14 protein-coding genes and 2 pseudogenes are annotated in these 15,664 nt (G+C 75.1%); 8 read left to right on the plus strand and 8 right to left on the minus strand.

Annotation, left to right across the window (positions count from 1 at the left end; translation table 11 throughout):
* Positions 1-96: 96 nt before the first annotated feature.
* Positions 97-867, minus strand: coding sequence for a pyrimidine reductase family protein (locus tag OG370_RS32245; protein WP_328470483.1), 771 nt, complete (start codon positions 865-867; stop codon positions 97-99).
* A gap of 174 nt (positions 868-1,041) precedes the next feature.
* Here OG370_RS32245 and zapE point away from each other — a divergent pair, with 174 nt between their 5' ends.
* Together zapE and OG370_RS32255 are read left to right on the plus strand one after the other, a co-directional pair.
* On the plus strand, positions 1,042-2,085 hold the full coding sequence (zapE, locus tag OG370_RS32250; protein ID WP_443060910.1) for a cell division protein ZapE: 1,044 nt from the start codon (positions 1,042-1,044) through the stop codon (positions 2,083-2,085).
* A gap of 170 nt (positions 2,086-2,255) precedes the next feature.
* Positions 2,256-3,104 carry a polyphosphate kinase 2 family protein gene (locus OG370_RS32255; RefSeq protein ID WP_328470487.1) on the plus strand — a complete coding sequence of 283 codons (849 nt, stop codon included), beginning with the start codon at positions 2,256-2,258 and terminating at the stop codon, positions 3,102-3,104.
* 16 nt (positions 3,105-3,120) lie between these two features.
* On the opposite strand, the pseudogene OG370_RS41575 reads toward OG370_RS32255, so the two are convergent.
* The 4 genes and pseudogenes from OG370_RS41575 to OG370_RS32270 form a co-directional block, all read right to left on the minus strand.
* Positions 3,121-3,300 (minus strand): annotated as a pseudogene (locus OG370_RS41575) (hypothetical protein); the annotation flags it as partial.
* Positions 3,297-5,051 (minus strand): malto-oligosyltrehalose trehalohydrolase, encoded by a 1,755-nt coding sequence (treZ, locus tag OG370_RS32260; RefSeq protein ID WP_328470489.1) that lies wholly within the window; start codon positions 5,049-5,051, stop codon positions 3,297-3,299. The gene treZ and the pseudogene OG370_RS41575, both read right to left, overlap by 4 nt.
* Positions 5,052-5,228: 177 nt before the next feature.
* Positions 5,229-6,140, minus strand: coding sequence for a GNAT family N-acetyltransferase (locus OG370_RS32265; RefSeq protein WP_328470491.1), 912 nt, complete (start codon positions 6,138-6,140; stop codon positions 5,229-5,231).
* A 269-nt stretch (positions 6,141-6,409) separates the two neighbouring features.
* On the minus strand, positions 6,410-7,870 hold the full coding sequence (locus OG370_RS32270; RefSeq protein WP_328470493.1) for an FAD-dependent oxidoreductase: 1,461 nt from the start codon (positions 7,868-7,870) through the stop codon (positions 6,410-6,412).
* A 131-nt stretch (positions 7,871-8,001) separates the two neighbouring features.
* Between OG370_RS32270 and OG370_RS32275 the strand changes: the two genes are divergently transcribed.
* Entirely contained in the window at positions 8,002-8,970 is a 969-nt protein-coding gene (locus OG370_RS32275) for a LysR family transcriptional regulator (protein WP_328470495.1), read from the plus strand.
* Between the two features lie 11 nt (positions 8,971-8,981).
* Here OG370_RS32275 and OG370_RS32280 read toward each other — a convergent pair whose 3' ends face one another.
* Positions 8,982-9,986 (minus strand): helix-turn-helix domain-containing protein, encoded by a 1,005-nt coding sequence (locus OG370_RS32280; RefSeq protein ID WP_328470497.1) that lies wholly within the window; start codon positions 9,984-9,986, stop codon positions 8,982-8,984.
* 184 nt (positions 9,987-10,170) lie between these two features.
* On the opposite strand from OG370_RS32280, the gene OG370_RS32285 reads away from it, so the two are divergent.
* Positions 10,171-10,941 (plus strand): SDR family oxidoreductase, encoded by a 771-nt coding sequence (locus tag OG370_RS32285; RefSeq protein ID WP_328470499.1) that lies wholly within the window; start codon positions 10,171-10,173, stop codon positions 10,939-10,941.
* A gap of 41 nt (positions 10,942-10,982) precedes the next feature.
* Here the strand turns inward: OG370_RS32285 and OG370_RS32290 are convergent, their stop codons facing one another.
* Positions 10,983-11,549: a hypothetical protein gene (locus tag OG370_RS32290; protein ID WP_328470500.1), complete on the minus strand. Its 567-nt coding sequence runs from the start codon at positions 11,547-11,549 to the stop codon at positions 10,983-10,985.
* A gap of 84 nt (positions 11,550-11,633) precedes the next feature.
* On the opposite strand from OG370_RS32290, the pseudogene OG370_RS41580 reads away from it, so the two are divergent.
* Together OG370_RS41580 and OG370_RS32295 are read left to right on the plus strand one after the other, a co-directional pair.
* Positions 11,634-11,774: pseudogene (locus OG370_RS41580) on the plus strand (AsnC family transcriptional regulator); the annotation flags it as partial.
* A gap of 158 nt (positions 11,775-11,932) precedes the next feature.
* Positions 11,933-12,160 (plus strand): hypothetical protein, encoded by a 228-nt coding sequence (locus tag OG370_RS32295; protein ID WP_328470501.1) that lies wholly within the window; start codon positions 11,933-11,935, stop codon positions 12,158-12,160.
* Between the two features lie 115 nt (positions 12,161-12,275).
* On the opposite strand, the gene OG370_RS32300 is transcribed toward OG370_RS32295, so the two are convergent.
* Complete coding sequence (locus OG370_RS32300; protein ID WP_328470502.1) at positions 12,276-13,154, minus strand: alpha/beta fold hydrolase; 879 nt, start codon at positions 13,152-13,154, stop codon at positions 12,276-12,278.
* A 183-nt stretch (positions 13,155-13,337) separates the two neighbouring features.
* Between OG370_RS32300 and OG370_RS32305 the strand changes: the two genes are divergently transcribed.
* Positions 13,338-13,526 (plus strand): hypothetical protein, encoded by a 189-nt coding sequence (locus OG370_RS32305; RefSeq protein WP_328470503.1) that lies wholly within the window; start codon positions 13,338-13,340, stop codon positions 13,524-13,526.
* A gap of 9 nt (positions 13,527-13,535) precedes the next feature.
* Positions 13,536-15,599, plus strand: a complete 2,064-nt coding sequence (locus tag OG370_RS32310) for an AfsR/SARP family transcriptional regulator (RefSeq protein ID WP_328470504.1) — start codon at positions 13,536-13,538, stop codon at positions 15,597-15,599.
* Positions 15,600-15,664 lie beyond the last annotated feature (65 nt).

Here is a 15,664-nt window from a genome sequence, read left to right on the forward strand (position 1 = left end):
GATCTTCACCGGGCGCCGATTCCATTCTTCCCGCGGTTCGCGAAGCGGAACGAACGAATCCGCTTTTTTCCGCCGCGCGTCCCCCGGGAGAGTGCCTTATGCCGTGACCTGCGCCTCCGTCTGCTTGACGTAGCGGGTGAACAGGAAGCCGTCCTCCTCCAGAACCGACACCGGTACGAACCGGGCCGGACCGGCGACACCTGGCCCGTTCATGATCCGCGGCGCGTCACCGCCGACGGCGAACGGTGCCACCGTCAGGCACAGCTCGTCCACCACCCCGGCCGCCGCGAACTGTGCGAGCACCCGCGGGCCGCCCTCGTGCAGCAGCCGGGACAGGCCCAACGCGGCCAGTTCGCGCACCGCGCGGGCCGGGTCCACGCCGTCGCCGTCCCCGGCGACCACCACCCGCGCTCCCGCGGCTTCGGCCGCGGCCAGCTCCTTGCGGTCCGCGCCCGCGCCGGTCAGCACCAGCGTCGGCGTGGTCGCGGCCGTGAACAGCGGTGCCGCGAAGTCCAGGTCGAGCCGCCGGCTGATCACGGCGATGGCCGGAGCCGGGGTCTGGCCGTCCGCCGCGCGCCGTTCGGCGAACGACGGCCGGGCCTTTCCGGGCCGGTACCCCTCGTTCCTGACCGTCTCCGCGCCGACCACGACCGCGTCGGCCAGGGCGCGCAGGGTGCCGAAGATCCGCATGTCGGCGGCCGAGGAGAGCGCGGTCGACGTGCCGTCGTGGGTCGCCGCGCCGTCGAGCGAGGAGACCATGTTCGCCCGCAGATACGGGCCCGCCTCCCGCGGGGGGTACGCGTAGGTGTGCACCAGGTCCACCGGGTTCGCCGTGTCCGGTCCTGGCGGGGGGAACAGTTGCTGCATTTTTGCAGTCTCCCACCCGCCGGCCCGTCACCTCGCGCCGCGCCGTGCCGGAATCGCCCACCTGGTCACGTCCGGCGGCCGAGTGCCCTCCTTCGCCCGCCCGCCACCCGTGCGCGGGACGCCGGGCCCCTACCGGTAGGGTGGGATGTCGTGCCAGGGGATGTCGCCGCAGGAATAGCCGCACCGGTCGCGCTCACGGAGCGTGACCCGCACCTGGATGCCGGGCGGCTGCTCGCCGAGCTGGTGCCCCCGCCGCGGTTCGACTCCGTGCGCTTCTCGACCTACGTCCCGGACCCGGCGCAGCCCAGCCAGTCCCGTGCGGTGCGCGCGCTGGAGGAGTTCGCGGCCGGGCTCGGCGGACCCGCGCAGGGAACCGCCCGGCGCAGGTGGTTCCGCGGCAAGGCGCCCGAGCGGCCCGCGACCCCCGGCGGGATCTACCTGGACGGCGGCTACGGCGTCGGCAAGACGCACCTGCTCGCGTCGCTGTGGCACGCCACCGACGCGCCGCCCGCGCAGAAGGCGTTCGGCACGTTCGTGGAGCTGACCAACCTGGTGGGCGCGCTCGGGTTCCGCCCGGCCGTCGACGCGCTCAGCTCCCACCGCCTGGTCTGCATCGACGAGTTCGAGCTGGACGACCCGGGCGACACCGTCCTGGTCTCCACGCTGCTGGCCCGGCTCGCCGCGGCCGGGGTACGGCTCGCCGCGACCTCCAACACGCTGCCCGGCAAGCTCGGCGAGGGCCGGTTCGCCGCCGCCGACTTCATGCGGGAGATCCAGGGGCTGTCCGAGAGGTTCACCTCGCTGCGGATCGACGGGGACGACTACCGGCACCGGGGGCTGCCGCAGGCGCCCGACCCGTACACCGACGAGCAGGTCACCGCGGCCGCCGCCCGTACGCCCGGTGCGGCGCTCGACAACTTCGGGCCGCTCGCGGAGCACCTCGCGAAGGTGCATCCCAGCAGGTACGGGGCCCTCGTCGACGGGATCGACGCGGTTTTCCTGCGGGGGGTGCGGCAGGTGACGGACCAGGCCGCCGCGTTGCGTCTGGTGGTGCTCGCCGACCGGCTCTACGACCGTGAGGTGCCCGTGATGGCCTCCGGGGTGCCCTTCGACCAGCTCTTCTCCGCGGAGATGCTCCGCGGGGGGTACCGGAAGAAGTACTTCCGGGCCGTCTCACGCCTTACCTCGCTGGCTCGCGAAGCTTCTCGGTTGGCCTGACCCCCCGGGGTGGGTGGTGCTGTCGGTTGAGGGACCACCTGCCGGTGGGGGCTTGTCGCGCCGTTCTCCCCCTGGCTTCGCCGGGAGGTACCCCCAGCGCCCCTGAGTATGTGCGGCTCCTTCCGCGAGATGAACGGGCGGCCCGGGCGGAATGGACGGAGGATCGGGTCATGGCGAAGAAACTGCGTACGCTGCTGCGCGTGGAGCCGGGCAGCGGCCCCGTGGACCTGTCGGCGTACGACCCGCGGGGGACCCCGGGCGGCCCGAAGAACAAGAAGCACGGCCTCGCCGAGATCGAGCGGATGCGCCCGCACCTCGCCGAACTGCAGGAGCGGCTGTTCGCGCAGAGCGCCGTGGGCGGCGACCAGCGCCGCGTGCTGCTGGTGCTGCAGGGCATGGACACCTCCGGCAAGGGCGGCACCGTCAAGCACGTGGTGTCGGGGCTGAACCCGGCCGGCCTGCGGGTGCGCGCGTTCAAGGCGCCCACCGCGGAGGAGCGCCGCCACAACTTCCTGTGGCGCATCCGCAGAGCGCTCCCGCACCCCGGCGAGATCGGCGTCTTCGACCGCTCGCACTACGAGGACGTGCTGATCGTCAGGGTGCACGACATGGTGCCCCGGTCGGTCTGGAGCCGTCGCTACGCCGCGATCAACCGGTTCGAGCAGTCGCTCACCGACGGCGGGGTGACCGTGCTGAAGGTCTTCCTGCACATCAGCCCCCAGGAGCAGCGGGCCCGGCTGCTGGCCCGGCTGGACCGGCCGGACAAGCACTGGAAGTTCAGCCCGACCGACGTCGAGGAACGCGAGCGGTGGCCGGACTACCAGGAGGCGTACCAGGTGGCGCTGGAGCGGTGCTCGACCGAGGCCGCGCCCTGGTACGTCGTGCCGGCCGACCGCAAGTGGTACCGGAACTGGGCGATCAGCCGGCTGCTGCTGGAGCACCTGGAGCGGATCGACCCGGCGTACCCGCAACCGGATCTGGACGTGGACAAGTACCGCAAGCTACTGCTCGCCACCTGACCCCGCCCGCGGCCCAGCCCGAGCAGGCGGTGCGCTGGGCCTCCTGCCACGCGCAGACCGGGCAGAGCGTCGCGCCCTTGGTTCTGTTGGGGTACTCGGTGGGTTCACCGCACAGCACGCAGTCGGCGCGGGGCTCCGTCGGGTCGTCCGCGGGGTCGTCGGGTGCGGGCCGCTGGTCCGGGTGCGTGTCGCTCATCCCTCCACGGTAGTCCGCCCGGGGGCCGTGTCGCGGGCGCGCAGCACCGCCGCACCGCGCGCGGGGAGCTGGACGGCCGGGCCGGGCAGGGTGCGGCAGGCCGGGCGCGCCAGCAGGATGTCGCAGGGCGTGTTGAGCGGGATGCGCGCGGGGGCGTCGGAGAAGTTCACCAGCACGCGGAAGGGCCCGCGGGCGATCCGCAGCGTCCGGCCGCCGGCGGTGGCGGTGACCGTGTCCAACTGGGGCGAGGTCAGCGCGGGTTCGGCCCGGCGCAGGGCGATCAGGGCCCGGTACCACTCCAGCAGTTCGCGGTGCGCGGGCTTCTCGGCCTCCGCCCAGTCCAGGCAGGAGCGGTTCCGGGTGGCCGGGTCCTGCGGGTCGGGCACGTCCTCCTCGGCCCAGCCGTGCTCGGCGAACTCCCGCCGCCGCCCCCGGGTGATGGCCGCGGCCAGCTCCGGGTCGTCGTGGTCGGTGAAGAACTGCCAGGGCGTGGTCGCCCCCCACTCCTCGCCCATGAACAGCATCGGGGTGAACGGCGAGGTCAGCACCAGCGCGGCGGCGGTGCCGAGCTGCCGCGCGGTCAGCCGGTCGCCGGTCGCGCGGTTGCCGACCTGGTCGTGGGTCTGGGCGTAGCCCAGCAGGCGGTGCGCGGGCACCGTCGGCACGTCCAGCGGGCGCCCGTGGTGGCGGCCGCGGAAGGACGACCAGGTGCCGTCGTGGAAGAAGCCGTGGGTGAGCACCTTCGCGAGGGCGGCGGGGCCGGCCGCGGCGAAGTCGGCGTAGTAGCCCTGCGCCTCGCCGGTGACCGCGGTGTGCACCGCGTGGTGGAAGTCGTCGTTCCACTGCGCGTGCAGGCCCAGGCCGCCGGCCTCGCGCGGCGCGGTGGTGTGCGGGTCGTTCAGGTCGGACTCGGCGATCAGGAACAGCGGGCGGCCGAGCGCGGCCGACAGCCCGTCCACGGCGGTGGACAGCTCCTCCAGGAAGTGCAGCGCGCGGGTGTCGACCAGCGCGTGCACCGCGTCCAGCCGCAGGCCGTCGAGGCGGTAGTCGCGCAGCCAGGCCAGCGCGCTGCCGATCAGGAAGTCCCGCACCTCGTCGGAGCCGGGCGCGTCGAGGTTGACCGCGTCGCCCCAGGGGGTGTGGTGCCGGTCGGTGAAGTACGGGCCGAACGGCGGCAGGTGGTTGCCCGAGGGGCCGAGGTGGTTGTGCACCACGTCCAGCACGACGCCCAGGCCGTGCGCGTGTGCCGCGTCGACAAAGCGCTTCATCGCATCGGGGCCGCCGTAGGGCTCGTGCACCGCCCACAGCGACACGCCTTCGTACCCCCATCCGTTGGTGCCGGGGAAGGGGCAGACCGGCATCAGCTCCACATGGGTGATGCCGAGCCTGGCCAGGTGGGACAGCCGCTCCACCGCCGCGTCGAAGGTGCCCTCGCTGGTGAAGGTGCCGACGTGCAGCTCGTAGAGCACCGCGCCCGGCAGCCCGCGGCCCGGCCACGGCGATCTCCACCCGTAGGCGTCCTGGTCGACCACCGCGCTCGGTCCGTCCGGGCCGTCCGGCTGCCGCCGCGAGCGCGGGTCCGGCAGCGGCTGCCCGCCGTCGACCCGGTACGCGTACCGGGTGCCGTGCCCCGCCGCGAGCTCGGCCCGCCACCAGCCGGTGCGCGCGGGGTCGGGCCCCATGGCGTACGCCTGCCCGTCGATCAGCGCCTCCACCTGGCGGGCGTTCGGCGCCCACACCTCGAACAGCACGCAACGGCTCCCGTCCGGCCCGGTCGTCCCGGCCCTGCTTCGTGGTCCTATCCGGTCCCGCTCGTCCTTACGGCCTTGGTCCTACGGTCTCTCGTCCCTGCGGTCTCGTCCCTGCGGTGAGGCGCCCGGTCACCGAACCCGGTCCCCGGGCACATGCATGCCCGGGGACCGCCTCGTCTAGACGAAGTCCACCCGTTCCTGGGTGATCGGATAGCCGGCCCGGGCGAAGTTGCGGGCCATCGGGAAGTTCGGCTGGTCGGTGGCCGCGGCGATCCGGGTGGCGCCGCGGTCCACCAGGTCGTGGCTGCACTCCACCAGCAGGTCGTAGGAGTAGCCGTGGCCGCGCTGCTCGGGGACGACCGCGATGAAGCCGATGCACGGCATGGACGGGTTCTCCGCCGGGATGTGCACGCCGACCACCTCGCCGTCCGGGGTGTAGGCGACCCGCCGCCAGTCGTTGGGGGAGGGCATCCAGTCGAGGACGCCGAGGGTCTCGTCCAACGCGGCGTCCAGGCCGTGTTCGTCGAGCATCAACCGGTCGTGGGCGTCGAGCGTGCCGGTCATGATCCGGGCCATCACCGCGCGGAAGGCGGCGTCGTCGGGCTCCGGCCGGTAGACCAGCCGGCCGGTGCGGGCGGGCAGCGGGTCCTCGCCCGCGGTCCAGGTGTAGCGGTAGCGCTCCACGAGCTTGCGCATCCCGGCCGCCTCGACGGCCGCGGCGCGCGCCTCGTACGCGGCGCGCACGCCGGGCCTCTCCCGCCAGCCGGGCGGCAGGATCAGCGCGTACTCGGCGGACAGCGGTGCGGCGCGCAGCAGTTCGACGGCCGCGGACCGCTCGCCGTCGGCGAAGTCGAACCAGTCGAGGGCGACCGGCTCGGTGTCGCCGGGCTTGGCCCACCACGCGGCGCGGGCCACCACGACGCCGTCGCGCAGCGCGACCCACGACCACTCGGGGCGGTACTCCCCGCCGGCGTCGAGCAGCGCGAACTCCTGGCCGAGCAGGGCGCGGCCGAGCTTCTCCGCGACGGGGAGGGAGGCGAACAGGGCGGACTCGCCCGCGGTGAGCGAGCGAAGTACCAGATCAGACATGTGAGTCCTTCGGGAGTCAGCGGTGCGCTCCCGGTCGGGTCACGAACGTCCAGCGGACGGGCGGGAGCGCGGCACAGTGGATGTCGACATCGCTCTCGCCTCCTCTTCCGGGTCCTGGCTGGACGTGTTCCGCGACCCTAGCCCGCTCTGCCCGGCGGGTGCCACCGCTTTTTCCGGGCCCCGGCTCGGTTCGTCCCGCCCGGGTGCCGCCCTCCCGGCCGGGTGCCCGACGCCCGGCCGGGGTTCCGCCCTCCCCGCCCGGGCTTCGCTCATCCCACCTGGTGCAGCGCCCGCCCGGCCAGCGTCAGGAACACCTCGCCGACCGCCTCCGACAGCGTCGGGTGCGGGTGGACGTGCCGCGCCACGTCCGCCGGCTCCGCCTCCCAGCCCACCACCAGCTGGCTCTCGGCGATCATCTCCGAGACGTTCGGCCCGACCAGGTGCACCCCCAGCACCGGCCCGCCCCGTTCCGCGACCACCTTCACGCTGCCGCCCAGCCCGTGCACCATGCCCTTCGCGACCGCCGTCAGCGGCATCGAGTTCATCACGACCTGGTCCGGGCCCCGTTCGGCCCGCGCCTGCTCCTCGGTCAGGCCGACCGACGCCGTCTGCGGGCTGGAGTAGGTCACCCGCGGCACCGCCGCGTAGTCCACCGGCGCCGGGCCGAGCCCCGCCAGCGTCTCGGCGACCACCAGGCCCTCCGCGAACGACGCGTGCGCCAGGCCGAGCGACGGCGGTGGCAGCAGATCGCCGACCACGTGGATGCCGGACACCGACGTCTCCAGCCGATCCCAGTCCGCCGGGGCCATGTAGCCGCGCGGGTCCCGGCCGAGCCCGGCGGCGGCCAGGTCGAGGCCGTCGGTGACCGGCTCCCGGCCCACGGCGACCAGCAGCCGCTCGACGTCCAGCTCCACCACCCGGCCCCGCGCGGTGCGCACCGTCGCCCGCACCCCGGTGGCGTGGGTCGCGGCGTCCTCCAGGCGGGTGCCGGTGAGCACCTCGATACCGCGCTTCTTCAGCCCGCGCGCCAGTTGCCGCGACACTTCCCCGTCCTCCAGCGGCAGCAGCCGGTCGGCGGCCTCCACCAGCACCACCCGGGCGCCCATCGAGCGGTGCAGCGACGCGTACTCGACGCCGATCGCGCCGCCGCCCAGCACCAGTACCGACTCCGGCAGCCCCGGTGCGAACAGCGCGTCGTCGCTGGTCACCACCCGCCGGCCGTCGGGGGACAGGCCCGGCAGCAGCCGCGGCCGCGACCCGGTGGCCAGTACGATCCCGCGCCGCGCGGTGTACGCGGTCCCGCCGGAGCTGACCGTCCGCGGCCCGCGCAGGCTCGCCGAGGCGTGCACGACGCGTACGCCCGCGTGCGCGAGGTGGCCGGTGACGCCCTGGTGGTTGCGGGCCACGATGCCGTCGCGGGTCGCGGTCAGCGCCGCCCAGTCGACGGAGTCCAGGGTCGCCTTCACCCCCCACCGCTCACGGGCCTCGGCGATGCCGTCCACGAGTTCGGCGGCGTGCAGCATCGCCTTGCTGGGGATGCAGCCGCGGTGCAGGCAGGTGCCGCCGAGCAGGTCGCGTTCGGCGAGGAGCACGTCGAGGCCGAGCGCCGCGGCCCGCAGCGCGGTGCTGTAGCCGCCGGTGCCGCCCCCGATCACGATGACGTCGGCGGTGCCGGGGTCGTCGGGGGCCTGGGCCCGGGCCTGGTGGCGCGGTGCGGTGCGGGGTTCCATGGCGGCCAGTCTCCGGCCGGCCGGTGCCATGAGTCCAAGTCCAGGATTGTGTCGATACGATGCACGTTGTGCATAGCGGCCGGTCGGCGGTGTGCCGGGTACCGGCCGGGGGGTGAGCGAAAGGTGCCGGGATGAGCCTGCGGCAGATGGAGTACTTCCTCGCGGTCGTCGACGCGGACTCCTTCACCCGCGCCGCCGAGGCGCTGCACGTCACCCAGCCCGCTCTGTCGCACCAACTCAAGTCGCTGGAACGGCAGATGGGCGGCGAGCTGGTCGAACGCCTGCCGCGCGGGGTGCGGTTGACCCCGATGGGCCGGGCCTTCCTGCCGCACGCCGAACTCGCCGTGCGCAGCGCCGTACGCGCCGAGCGCGCCGCCCGTGCCGCCGCCGGGGCGGAAGGCGGCGAACTGCACATCGCCGCGGTGCACTCCATCGCCGCCGGGCTGCTGCCCTCCGTCTTCGCCCGCTGGCGGCGGCAGCGGCCCGCGGTGGGGCTGGTGCTGCGCGAGTACTCCCGGGGCGAGGACCTGGTCGAGGCGATGGAGCGCGGGGTGGCCGATCTCGCGGTCGGGCACGACCCCGGACCGGCCGCGACCCGCACCGGCGGCGGCATGACGCTCGCCCCGATCGGCGCGGAGGAGATCGTGATGGTGCTGCCGCCGGGCGACCCGCTGGCCGCCGAACGGGTCGTGCCGCTGGCCGCGTTCGCCGAGCGCGCGTGGGTGCGGTGCGCGATGGAGCCGGTGGTCGACGGGCGCCCCTTCATCGACCTCGCCTGCGAGAAGGTCGGCTTCACCCCGCGCACCGCCGTCCGCACCGAGCACACCTCGACCGCCGTGCGGATGGCGGCCGCCGGGGTCGGCGTCGTGGCGGTGCCCTCCTACGCGGCCCCGCCCGAGTGCGCGACGGTCCGGCTCGACCCGCCCTGGCGGCGCGGCCTGTTCGTGATCGCCCGGGAGCCGCTCGGCGGCGCGGGCGCGGCCTTCGCGGAGCTGCTGGCCGCCCACCCGTACGAGCCGCCCGGGGACGCCGCGGACGGTCCCGCCGGAGATCCTGCCGGAGGTCCCGCCGACGGGGATACGGCCACGGCCCGGCGCTGAGAGGGCCGCCGTCAGGGTCGGCGGTCGAGCCTGTCGGGTTGCTCGGGTTGCTCGGGTTGCTCGGGCTGCTCGGGCTGTTCCGGCGGCCCGGCCTCGCCCGCGGCCCCCGCACCGGAATCCGCGCCGCTCCCGTCCGCGCTCCAACTGGCCAGCAGCGCAAGCCTTTCCGCGGTCGGTGAGCCCGGCGGCACGGTGTACGCCACCAGCAACTGGTCCGGCTCGGCCGGCAGCGCCAGCGTCTCGTACCCGAAGTCCAGGTCACCGACGAGCGGATGGCGCAGCCGCTTCACGCCGTACGTCTTCTCCTTGACCTGGTGGTCCGCCCACAGCCGCCGGAAGTCCTCGCTGCGCACGGACAGTTCGCCGACCAGCGCGGCCAGCCGCTCGTCGTCGGGCCGGCGGCCCGCGTACAGCCGCAGGTGTGCGACGGTCTCGGCGGCGACCGCGGGCCAGTCACGGTAGAAGGTGCGGGCGTCCGGGTCGAGGAAGGTGCTCCTGGCCATGTTCGGCGGGCCGGAAGGGCCGGAACCGGCCGCGGCACTGCCCGAAGTGCCGCTCGGCGCGAAGCCGTTGACGGCCGCGCCGAGCGCGTTCCAGGCCACCACGTCCATCCGGTCGCCGAGCACGAACACCGGGACGTCCGTCATGCGGTCCAGCAGCAGCCGCACCCCGGACCGTATCCGCTGCGCCGGCCGCCCGGGTCCCTTGGGTCCCTTGGGTCCCTTGGCGTCGCGCCCGGTCCGGCCCGGCCTGGCCAGGTCCCGCAGGTGCTCCTGCTCGGTCGGGTCCAGTCCCAGCACCCGCGCGACCGCGTCGAGCACCGCGTCCGAGACGTGGCTGCTGCCACGGCCCTGCTCCAGCCGGATGTAGTAGTCGACGCTCACCCCGGCGAGCTGCGCGACCTCCTCGCGCCGCAACCCCGGCACGCGCCGCCGGCCGTACTCCGGCAGCCCCACATCCTGCGGCTGTATCCGCGCCCTGCGCGAACGCAGGTAGTCGCCGAGCGAGTTGTCCATGGGACGACCCTAGGCGAGCGGCCCGCGCCGAACCTGGTACTGGCATACCCAGGTGCAGCGTCACCCTGGGTACGCCGCCGGGGGCGCAGCACAGTGAGGGCAACGCCGCTCCGGACCACCGCAGCGGCCCCGACAGCGCCGGACCCGTAGCGGGACCTGGCCCACTCACAGGGGGACCCTCCTCATGAACAGCACTGCGCCGTACGACCTTTCGGGCCGCACCGCCGTCGTCACCGGAGCCGCCAGCGGCATGGGCGAGGCCACCGCGCGGCTGCTGGCGGCGGGCGGGGCGCGGGTCGCGCTGCTGGCCCGCCGCACCGAGCGGCTGGAGGAACTGGCCGCGAAGATCGCCGCCGACGGCGGCCAGGCCCTCGCGGTCACCGCGGACATCACCGACGAGGCGTCCGTGGCGGCCGCCGCCCAGCGGGTGCGCGAGGTGCTCGGCCGGGTGGACCTGGTGGTCAACGCCGCCGGGGTGATGCTGCCCAACCCGGTCGACGCGGGCCGCGTGGACGAGTGGACGCGGATGATCGACACCAACCTGACCGGTGCGCTGCGCGTCATCGACGCCTTCCGCGCCGACCTGATCGCCGCGGCGGCCGGGAACGGCGTCGCCGACCTGGTCGACGTCTCCTCGATCGGCGCGCACGTGACCTTCCCCGAGTACGCCGTCTACAGCGCCACCAAGGCCGCGCTCAGCCGGCTCTCGGCCTCGCTGCGCACCGAGTTCGGCCCCCGAGATGTCCGGGTGACCAACATCGAGCCGGGCCTGACCGCCACGGAACTGGCCGGGCACATCGACAACCCCGGGCTCAGCGCCGCGCTGGACGGCATGTTCGACGCGGTCGAGGCGATGACGCCGCAGGACATCGCGGACCTGATCGGCTATGCCACCAGCCGCCCGGCCCGGGTCAACCTGCGACAGGTGGTCGTGCTGCCGACCCGGCAGGTGTGAGGGTGCGCCCGCCGAGCCGGCGAGGTGCGCGCGGGGGAGGGTCAGCGGGCCGGGGCGGCGCGGCTCGCCAACCGGTCGAGCAGGCGCGCCCGCTGACCGGTGTCCGCGGCCAGCGCGATGACCGTCCAGGCCATCACGAGCCCGCCGTCGAGCACCGCGCGGTCGGCGGCGGCGCTGGTGCCGTACCGGGTGAACTCGGGGTTGTGCATGATGGTGTCGCCGCAGTCGTAGCCGAGGGACGGGTGGATCGTGGGCACCAGGTGGGAGACGTTGCCCATGTCGGTGGAACCGCTGCGCATTCCGGTCGGGTGGTCCGTGATCACCCGCCCGAGGCCCTCCGCCGCGTCCCGGTAGGCGGCGCACATGTCGAGGTCCTGGCGCAGGTCGGCGTAGTCGTTGCCCACCGCCTCCATGGCGAGTTCGGCGCCCGTGGCGAGCGCGCCGCCCTCGAAGCAGGCACGGATGCGGGCCTGGAGCTCCGCGAGGTCCCCGGCCGTCTCCGCCCGGCAGTCGTAGTTCGCGGCGACCAGGCCGTCAAGGACGAGGCCGAGCTGATCGAGGTCATCGACCGCACGGTGGGCCGGCTGCCGGGGGTGCTGGGCATCCACTCCGCGCTCGTGCTGAGGCTCCTGCTGACGGCGGTGGACTGGTCCCCCTACGAGACGGAGCACACCCGGTTGCGCCGGCCGGCGATGTACGGGCGGCAGCCCCCGCCCCCCATCGACGTCGACGCCATCGACCGCGAGCTGGTGGATCTCCTGGCCGAGGACGCGCGGATGCCCGTCAGCAGCCTGGCGACCCGGCTGAGCCTGAGCGAGTCGACAACGCGCCGGCGCCTCGCCCGGGCTGATGTCCTCGCACGTCTTCCAGCTACGAGTGTTCGCGGAGCCGGAGGTCCTCGGGTACCCGGCGGAGACCCGAGGACCTCCGGCTCGAGGTCGAACACACCCACCTCGACGCCACCCTCCGCCGGCTCGCCCACGAGCCCTCCGTGCGGTACCTGGGGGTCACGACGGGACGCAGCAACGTGCTCGGCTACAGCGGCCACGCCACGGTGGCCGCCGCGCACGACTTCCACGCGCGGGCCTTCTCCGGCTTGCGGGGGCTGCGCCGGGTGGAGACCGCCCTGCTCATGCGCACCTACAAGCGCGCCGGACGCTCGGTGCCCGCCCTCATGGGGCGGCCCTCCCCGGACGCCCGCTCCCGCCCCCGCATCTGACGCGGGGCGCCCGGCGGGTGACGCGGCCCGATCCGGCCGGCGGGGGCCGCGTCGGCGGGGCCGCGTCGACGGGTGGACGGACCCCCGACGCGGTTCAACGGACCCCCGACGCGGTTCAGCGGGCCAGCAGCTCGCGCAGCGCGGCGGCGACCTCCTTGGGGGCTTCCTCCGCCATGAAGTGGCCCCAGCCGACCGTGGTGTGCACCAGGTCGGGGGCCCACGCGGCCCACAGCGCCCGGGCGTCGTAGCCGAGCGCGGCACCCCAGTCCTGCTGCAGCACGGCCACCGGCATCCGCAGCCGGTTCCCCGCGTCGCGGTCGGCCCGGTCGTGTGTGACGTCGATCCCGGCGGAGGCGCGGTAGTCCGCGACGATCGACGGGATCGCGGCGCGGCAGGCGTCGAGGTACGCGGCGCGCACGTCGGCGGGGATCGCGGCCGGGTCGCCCGTCCAGGCGTCGAGGAAGTGCCCGAAGAACGCGTCCGCCGCACCCGCGATCAACTGCTCGGGCAGGCCCGGAGGTTGCGCCATCAGGTACAGGTGGAAGCCGACCGCGGCCGTGGTGCCGTGCATCGCCGCCCACATGTCGAGCGTCGGCAGCACGTCGAGGCAGGCCAGGTGGGTGACCGCGGACGGGTGGTCGAGACCGGCCCGGAACGCGACCAGCGCGCCCCGGTCGTGTCCCGCGAGCGCGAACCGCTCGTGCCCGAGCGCCCGGGCCAGCGCCACCGTGTCGGCGGCCATCGTGCGCTTGCCGTACGCGGTGCCGTCCGGGTCCGCGGGTTTGTCGCTCGCGCCGTAGCCGCGCAGGTCCGGGCAGATCACGGTGTGGTCCGCCGCGAGGTCTGCGGCGACGTGCCGCCACATCAGATGGGTCTGCGGGAAGCCGTGCAGCAGCACGAGGGGGCGGCCGGCGCCGCCGACCGCGACGTTCAGGGTGACGCCGTCGGCGACCTTGACGCGCTGCTGCTCGAAGTTCGGGATGCTCGGTGCCATGGTGCGCTGCTCTCGTCTCGTTCCGCGGGTACGTCTGATATCTCTGACATGTCGAGCCTGCCCCGCCCCGATCAGCAACGAATCAGCGCCGACGGCGGGGCACCGGTCGGCGACCACTCGTCCCCATACCTCCTGAGCTGGGCGTATATCGGCCGTTTATCCGGTAACGCGTAGCCTGTGACGGTGCCCCCGACCTTGCTCGCCGCGGAGACCGTGCGCCCGACGGAGGCCGCGATCAACGACCAGATCCGGACCCTCATGAACCACCCCGCCAGTGCCGAACGCACCGAGGAGTACGTCCGGCTGCTCACGCTGTGGGCGAGGGCCGGGACCGTGGTGGCGGGGAGGTGCGGCGAGCTCGGGGGCCACTAGCGTGGGGGGATGGCGGAGGTGGAGTTCGGGGTGCTCGGGGCCGTCGTGGCGGAGCGGGGCGGGGAGCGGGTCGCGCTGAGGGGACCGCGGCACGCGGCCGTGGTGGGGCGGCTGGTGGTGGCGCGGCGGCGGGTGGTGCCGGTGGGCCGGCTGGTCGAGGACCTGTGGGAGGAGCCGCCCGCGGGGGCGGTGGGTGCCGTGCAGACGTTCGTGGCGGCGCTGCGCAAGGCGCTGGAACCGGACCGCCCGCCCAGAGCCCCGGCGACGCTGCTGGTGACGGAGGGCCCCGGGTACGCGCTGCGCGCGGCGCCGGACGCGGTGGACGCGTGGCGCTTCGAGGCGGCGGTGAGCGCCGCCGCCACGCTGCCGCCCGGTCAGGCGCTGGAGCGGCTGCGTGAAGCGCTGGGCCTGTGGCGCGGCCCGGCCTACGCCGAGTTCGCCGACGCGCGCTGGGCCCGCGCCGAACGCTCCAGGCTGGTCGAACTCCGGCTCCAGGCCGGGGAACGCGCGGCCGAGGCCAGGCTCGCGCTGGGCCTGGCCGCGGAAGCGGTGCCCGACCTGGACGCGCACCTGGCCGAGCACCCGTGGCGTGAGGACGCGTGGCGGCTGCTGGCCCTCGCGCTGTACCGCACCGGCCGCCAGGGCGACGCGCTGGCGGTGCTGCGCAGGGCGCGGGCCATCCTGGTCGGCCAGTTGGGCGTGGACCCGGGGCCCCGGCTGCGCCGGCTGGAGGCGGAGATCCTGGCCCAGGACCCGCACCTGGACCTGCCGCAGGAGCCGCGCCCGGAACCGTACGCCGCCCCGGACCCCGATCCGCCCGCCACGGCCGCCGACCGGCTGTGGCGGCAGGCGGCCGCGGCCTACGACCGTACGGTCGGCGGTGGCGCCAGGGCCCGCCTGGAGTCGACCGTCGGCCTGATCCGCAACCTCGCGGTCACCGGGGGCGGCGGCCTCGAAGCGGCCCGGGGGCACCGGCTCGCCGCGATCACCGCGGCGGAGGAACTCGGCGATCCCGAGCTGACCACCCGGGTGATCGGCGGCTACGACGTGCCGGCGATCTGGACCCGCGGCGACGACCCCGAGGCGGCCGAGCGGATCGTGGCCGCGGCGGAGCGCACCCTTGCCGCGCTGCCCGCGGGGCCGCCGCTCCCGGGCGCTTCCGGTGGCGGGGCGGCACCGTACGACGTCGCGCGCTGCCGCCTGCTCGCCACGATCGCGGTCGAGATGCGCGGCACCCGCTCCCCGCGCGGCCCCGAGGCAGCCCGGGAAGCCGAGGAGACCGCGCGCCGGCTGGACGACCCCGCGCTGCTCGCCTACGCGCTCAACGGCGTGTTCATGCAGTCCTGCACCCGCGCCGGCCTCGCGCCGCGCCGCGACGCGGTCGGCGCTGAACTCGTCGCGCTCGCCGCCCGGCACGGCCTGGCCACCTTCGAGGTGCTCGGGCACCTGATCCGGATGCAGGCGCGCGCGGCGCTCGCCGACCTCCCCGCTGCCGACGCGCACGCCGCGGCCGCCGACCGCCTGGCCGAGCGGCACGAACTGCCGCTGGTCGGGGTCTTCACCGAGTGGTACGCCGCGCTGCGGCTCGCCGTCGCCGGGCGGTCGGGGCCGGCCGAGGCCGCCTACCGGGCCGCCGACGCACGGCTCGACGGCGCGGGCATGCCAGGGGTACGGCGCGGCCTGCTGCCCCTCGCGCTGCTCTGCCTGCCCCTCGCCGAAGGCGCCGGTGCCGGGTCCGTCGCAGCCGCCGCCGAGCAGGCGGAACCCGGCGCGGACTGGGGACCGTACCGGCCCTGGGCCGAGCCCTTCCTGCTGCTCCGCGCCGGCCGCCGCGACGACGCCCGCGACGCGTTGCGCGCGCTCCCCGAGCCGCCCGCCGACCTCACGTACGAGGCGCTGTGCTGCCTCCAGGCCGTCCTCGCCGCGGAGTTGGGCGACCTGCCCGCCCTGCGCCAGGCGCGCGCCCGCCTGCTGCCGGCCGCGGGCGAACTCGCGGGTGCGGGCACGGGCATGTTCACCGCCGGCCCGGTGGCCCGTCATCTGGCCGCGATCGACGCGGTGTCGGACGGCTAGGCCGGGCTCGGGAGAACCCGCCGGAGGCGGGGTCACCCGGAGCAACCGGGCGGGGCGGCGCGGGG

Origin of the sequence: Streptomyces sp. NBC_00448 (assembly GCF_036014115.1) — a bacterium.
In the GTDB taxonomy this organism is placed as follows: Bacteria; Actinomycetota; Actinomycetes; order Streptomycetales; family Streptomycetaceae; genus Actinacidiphila.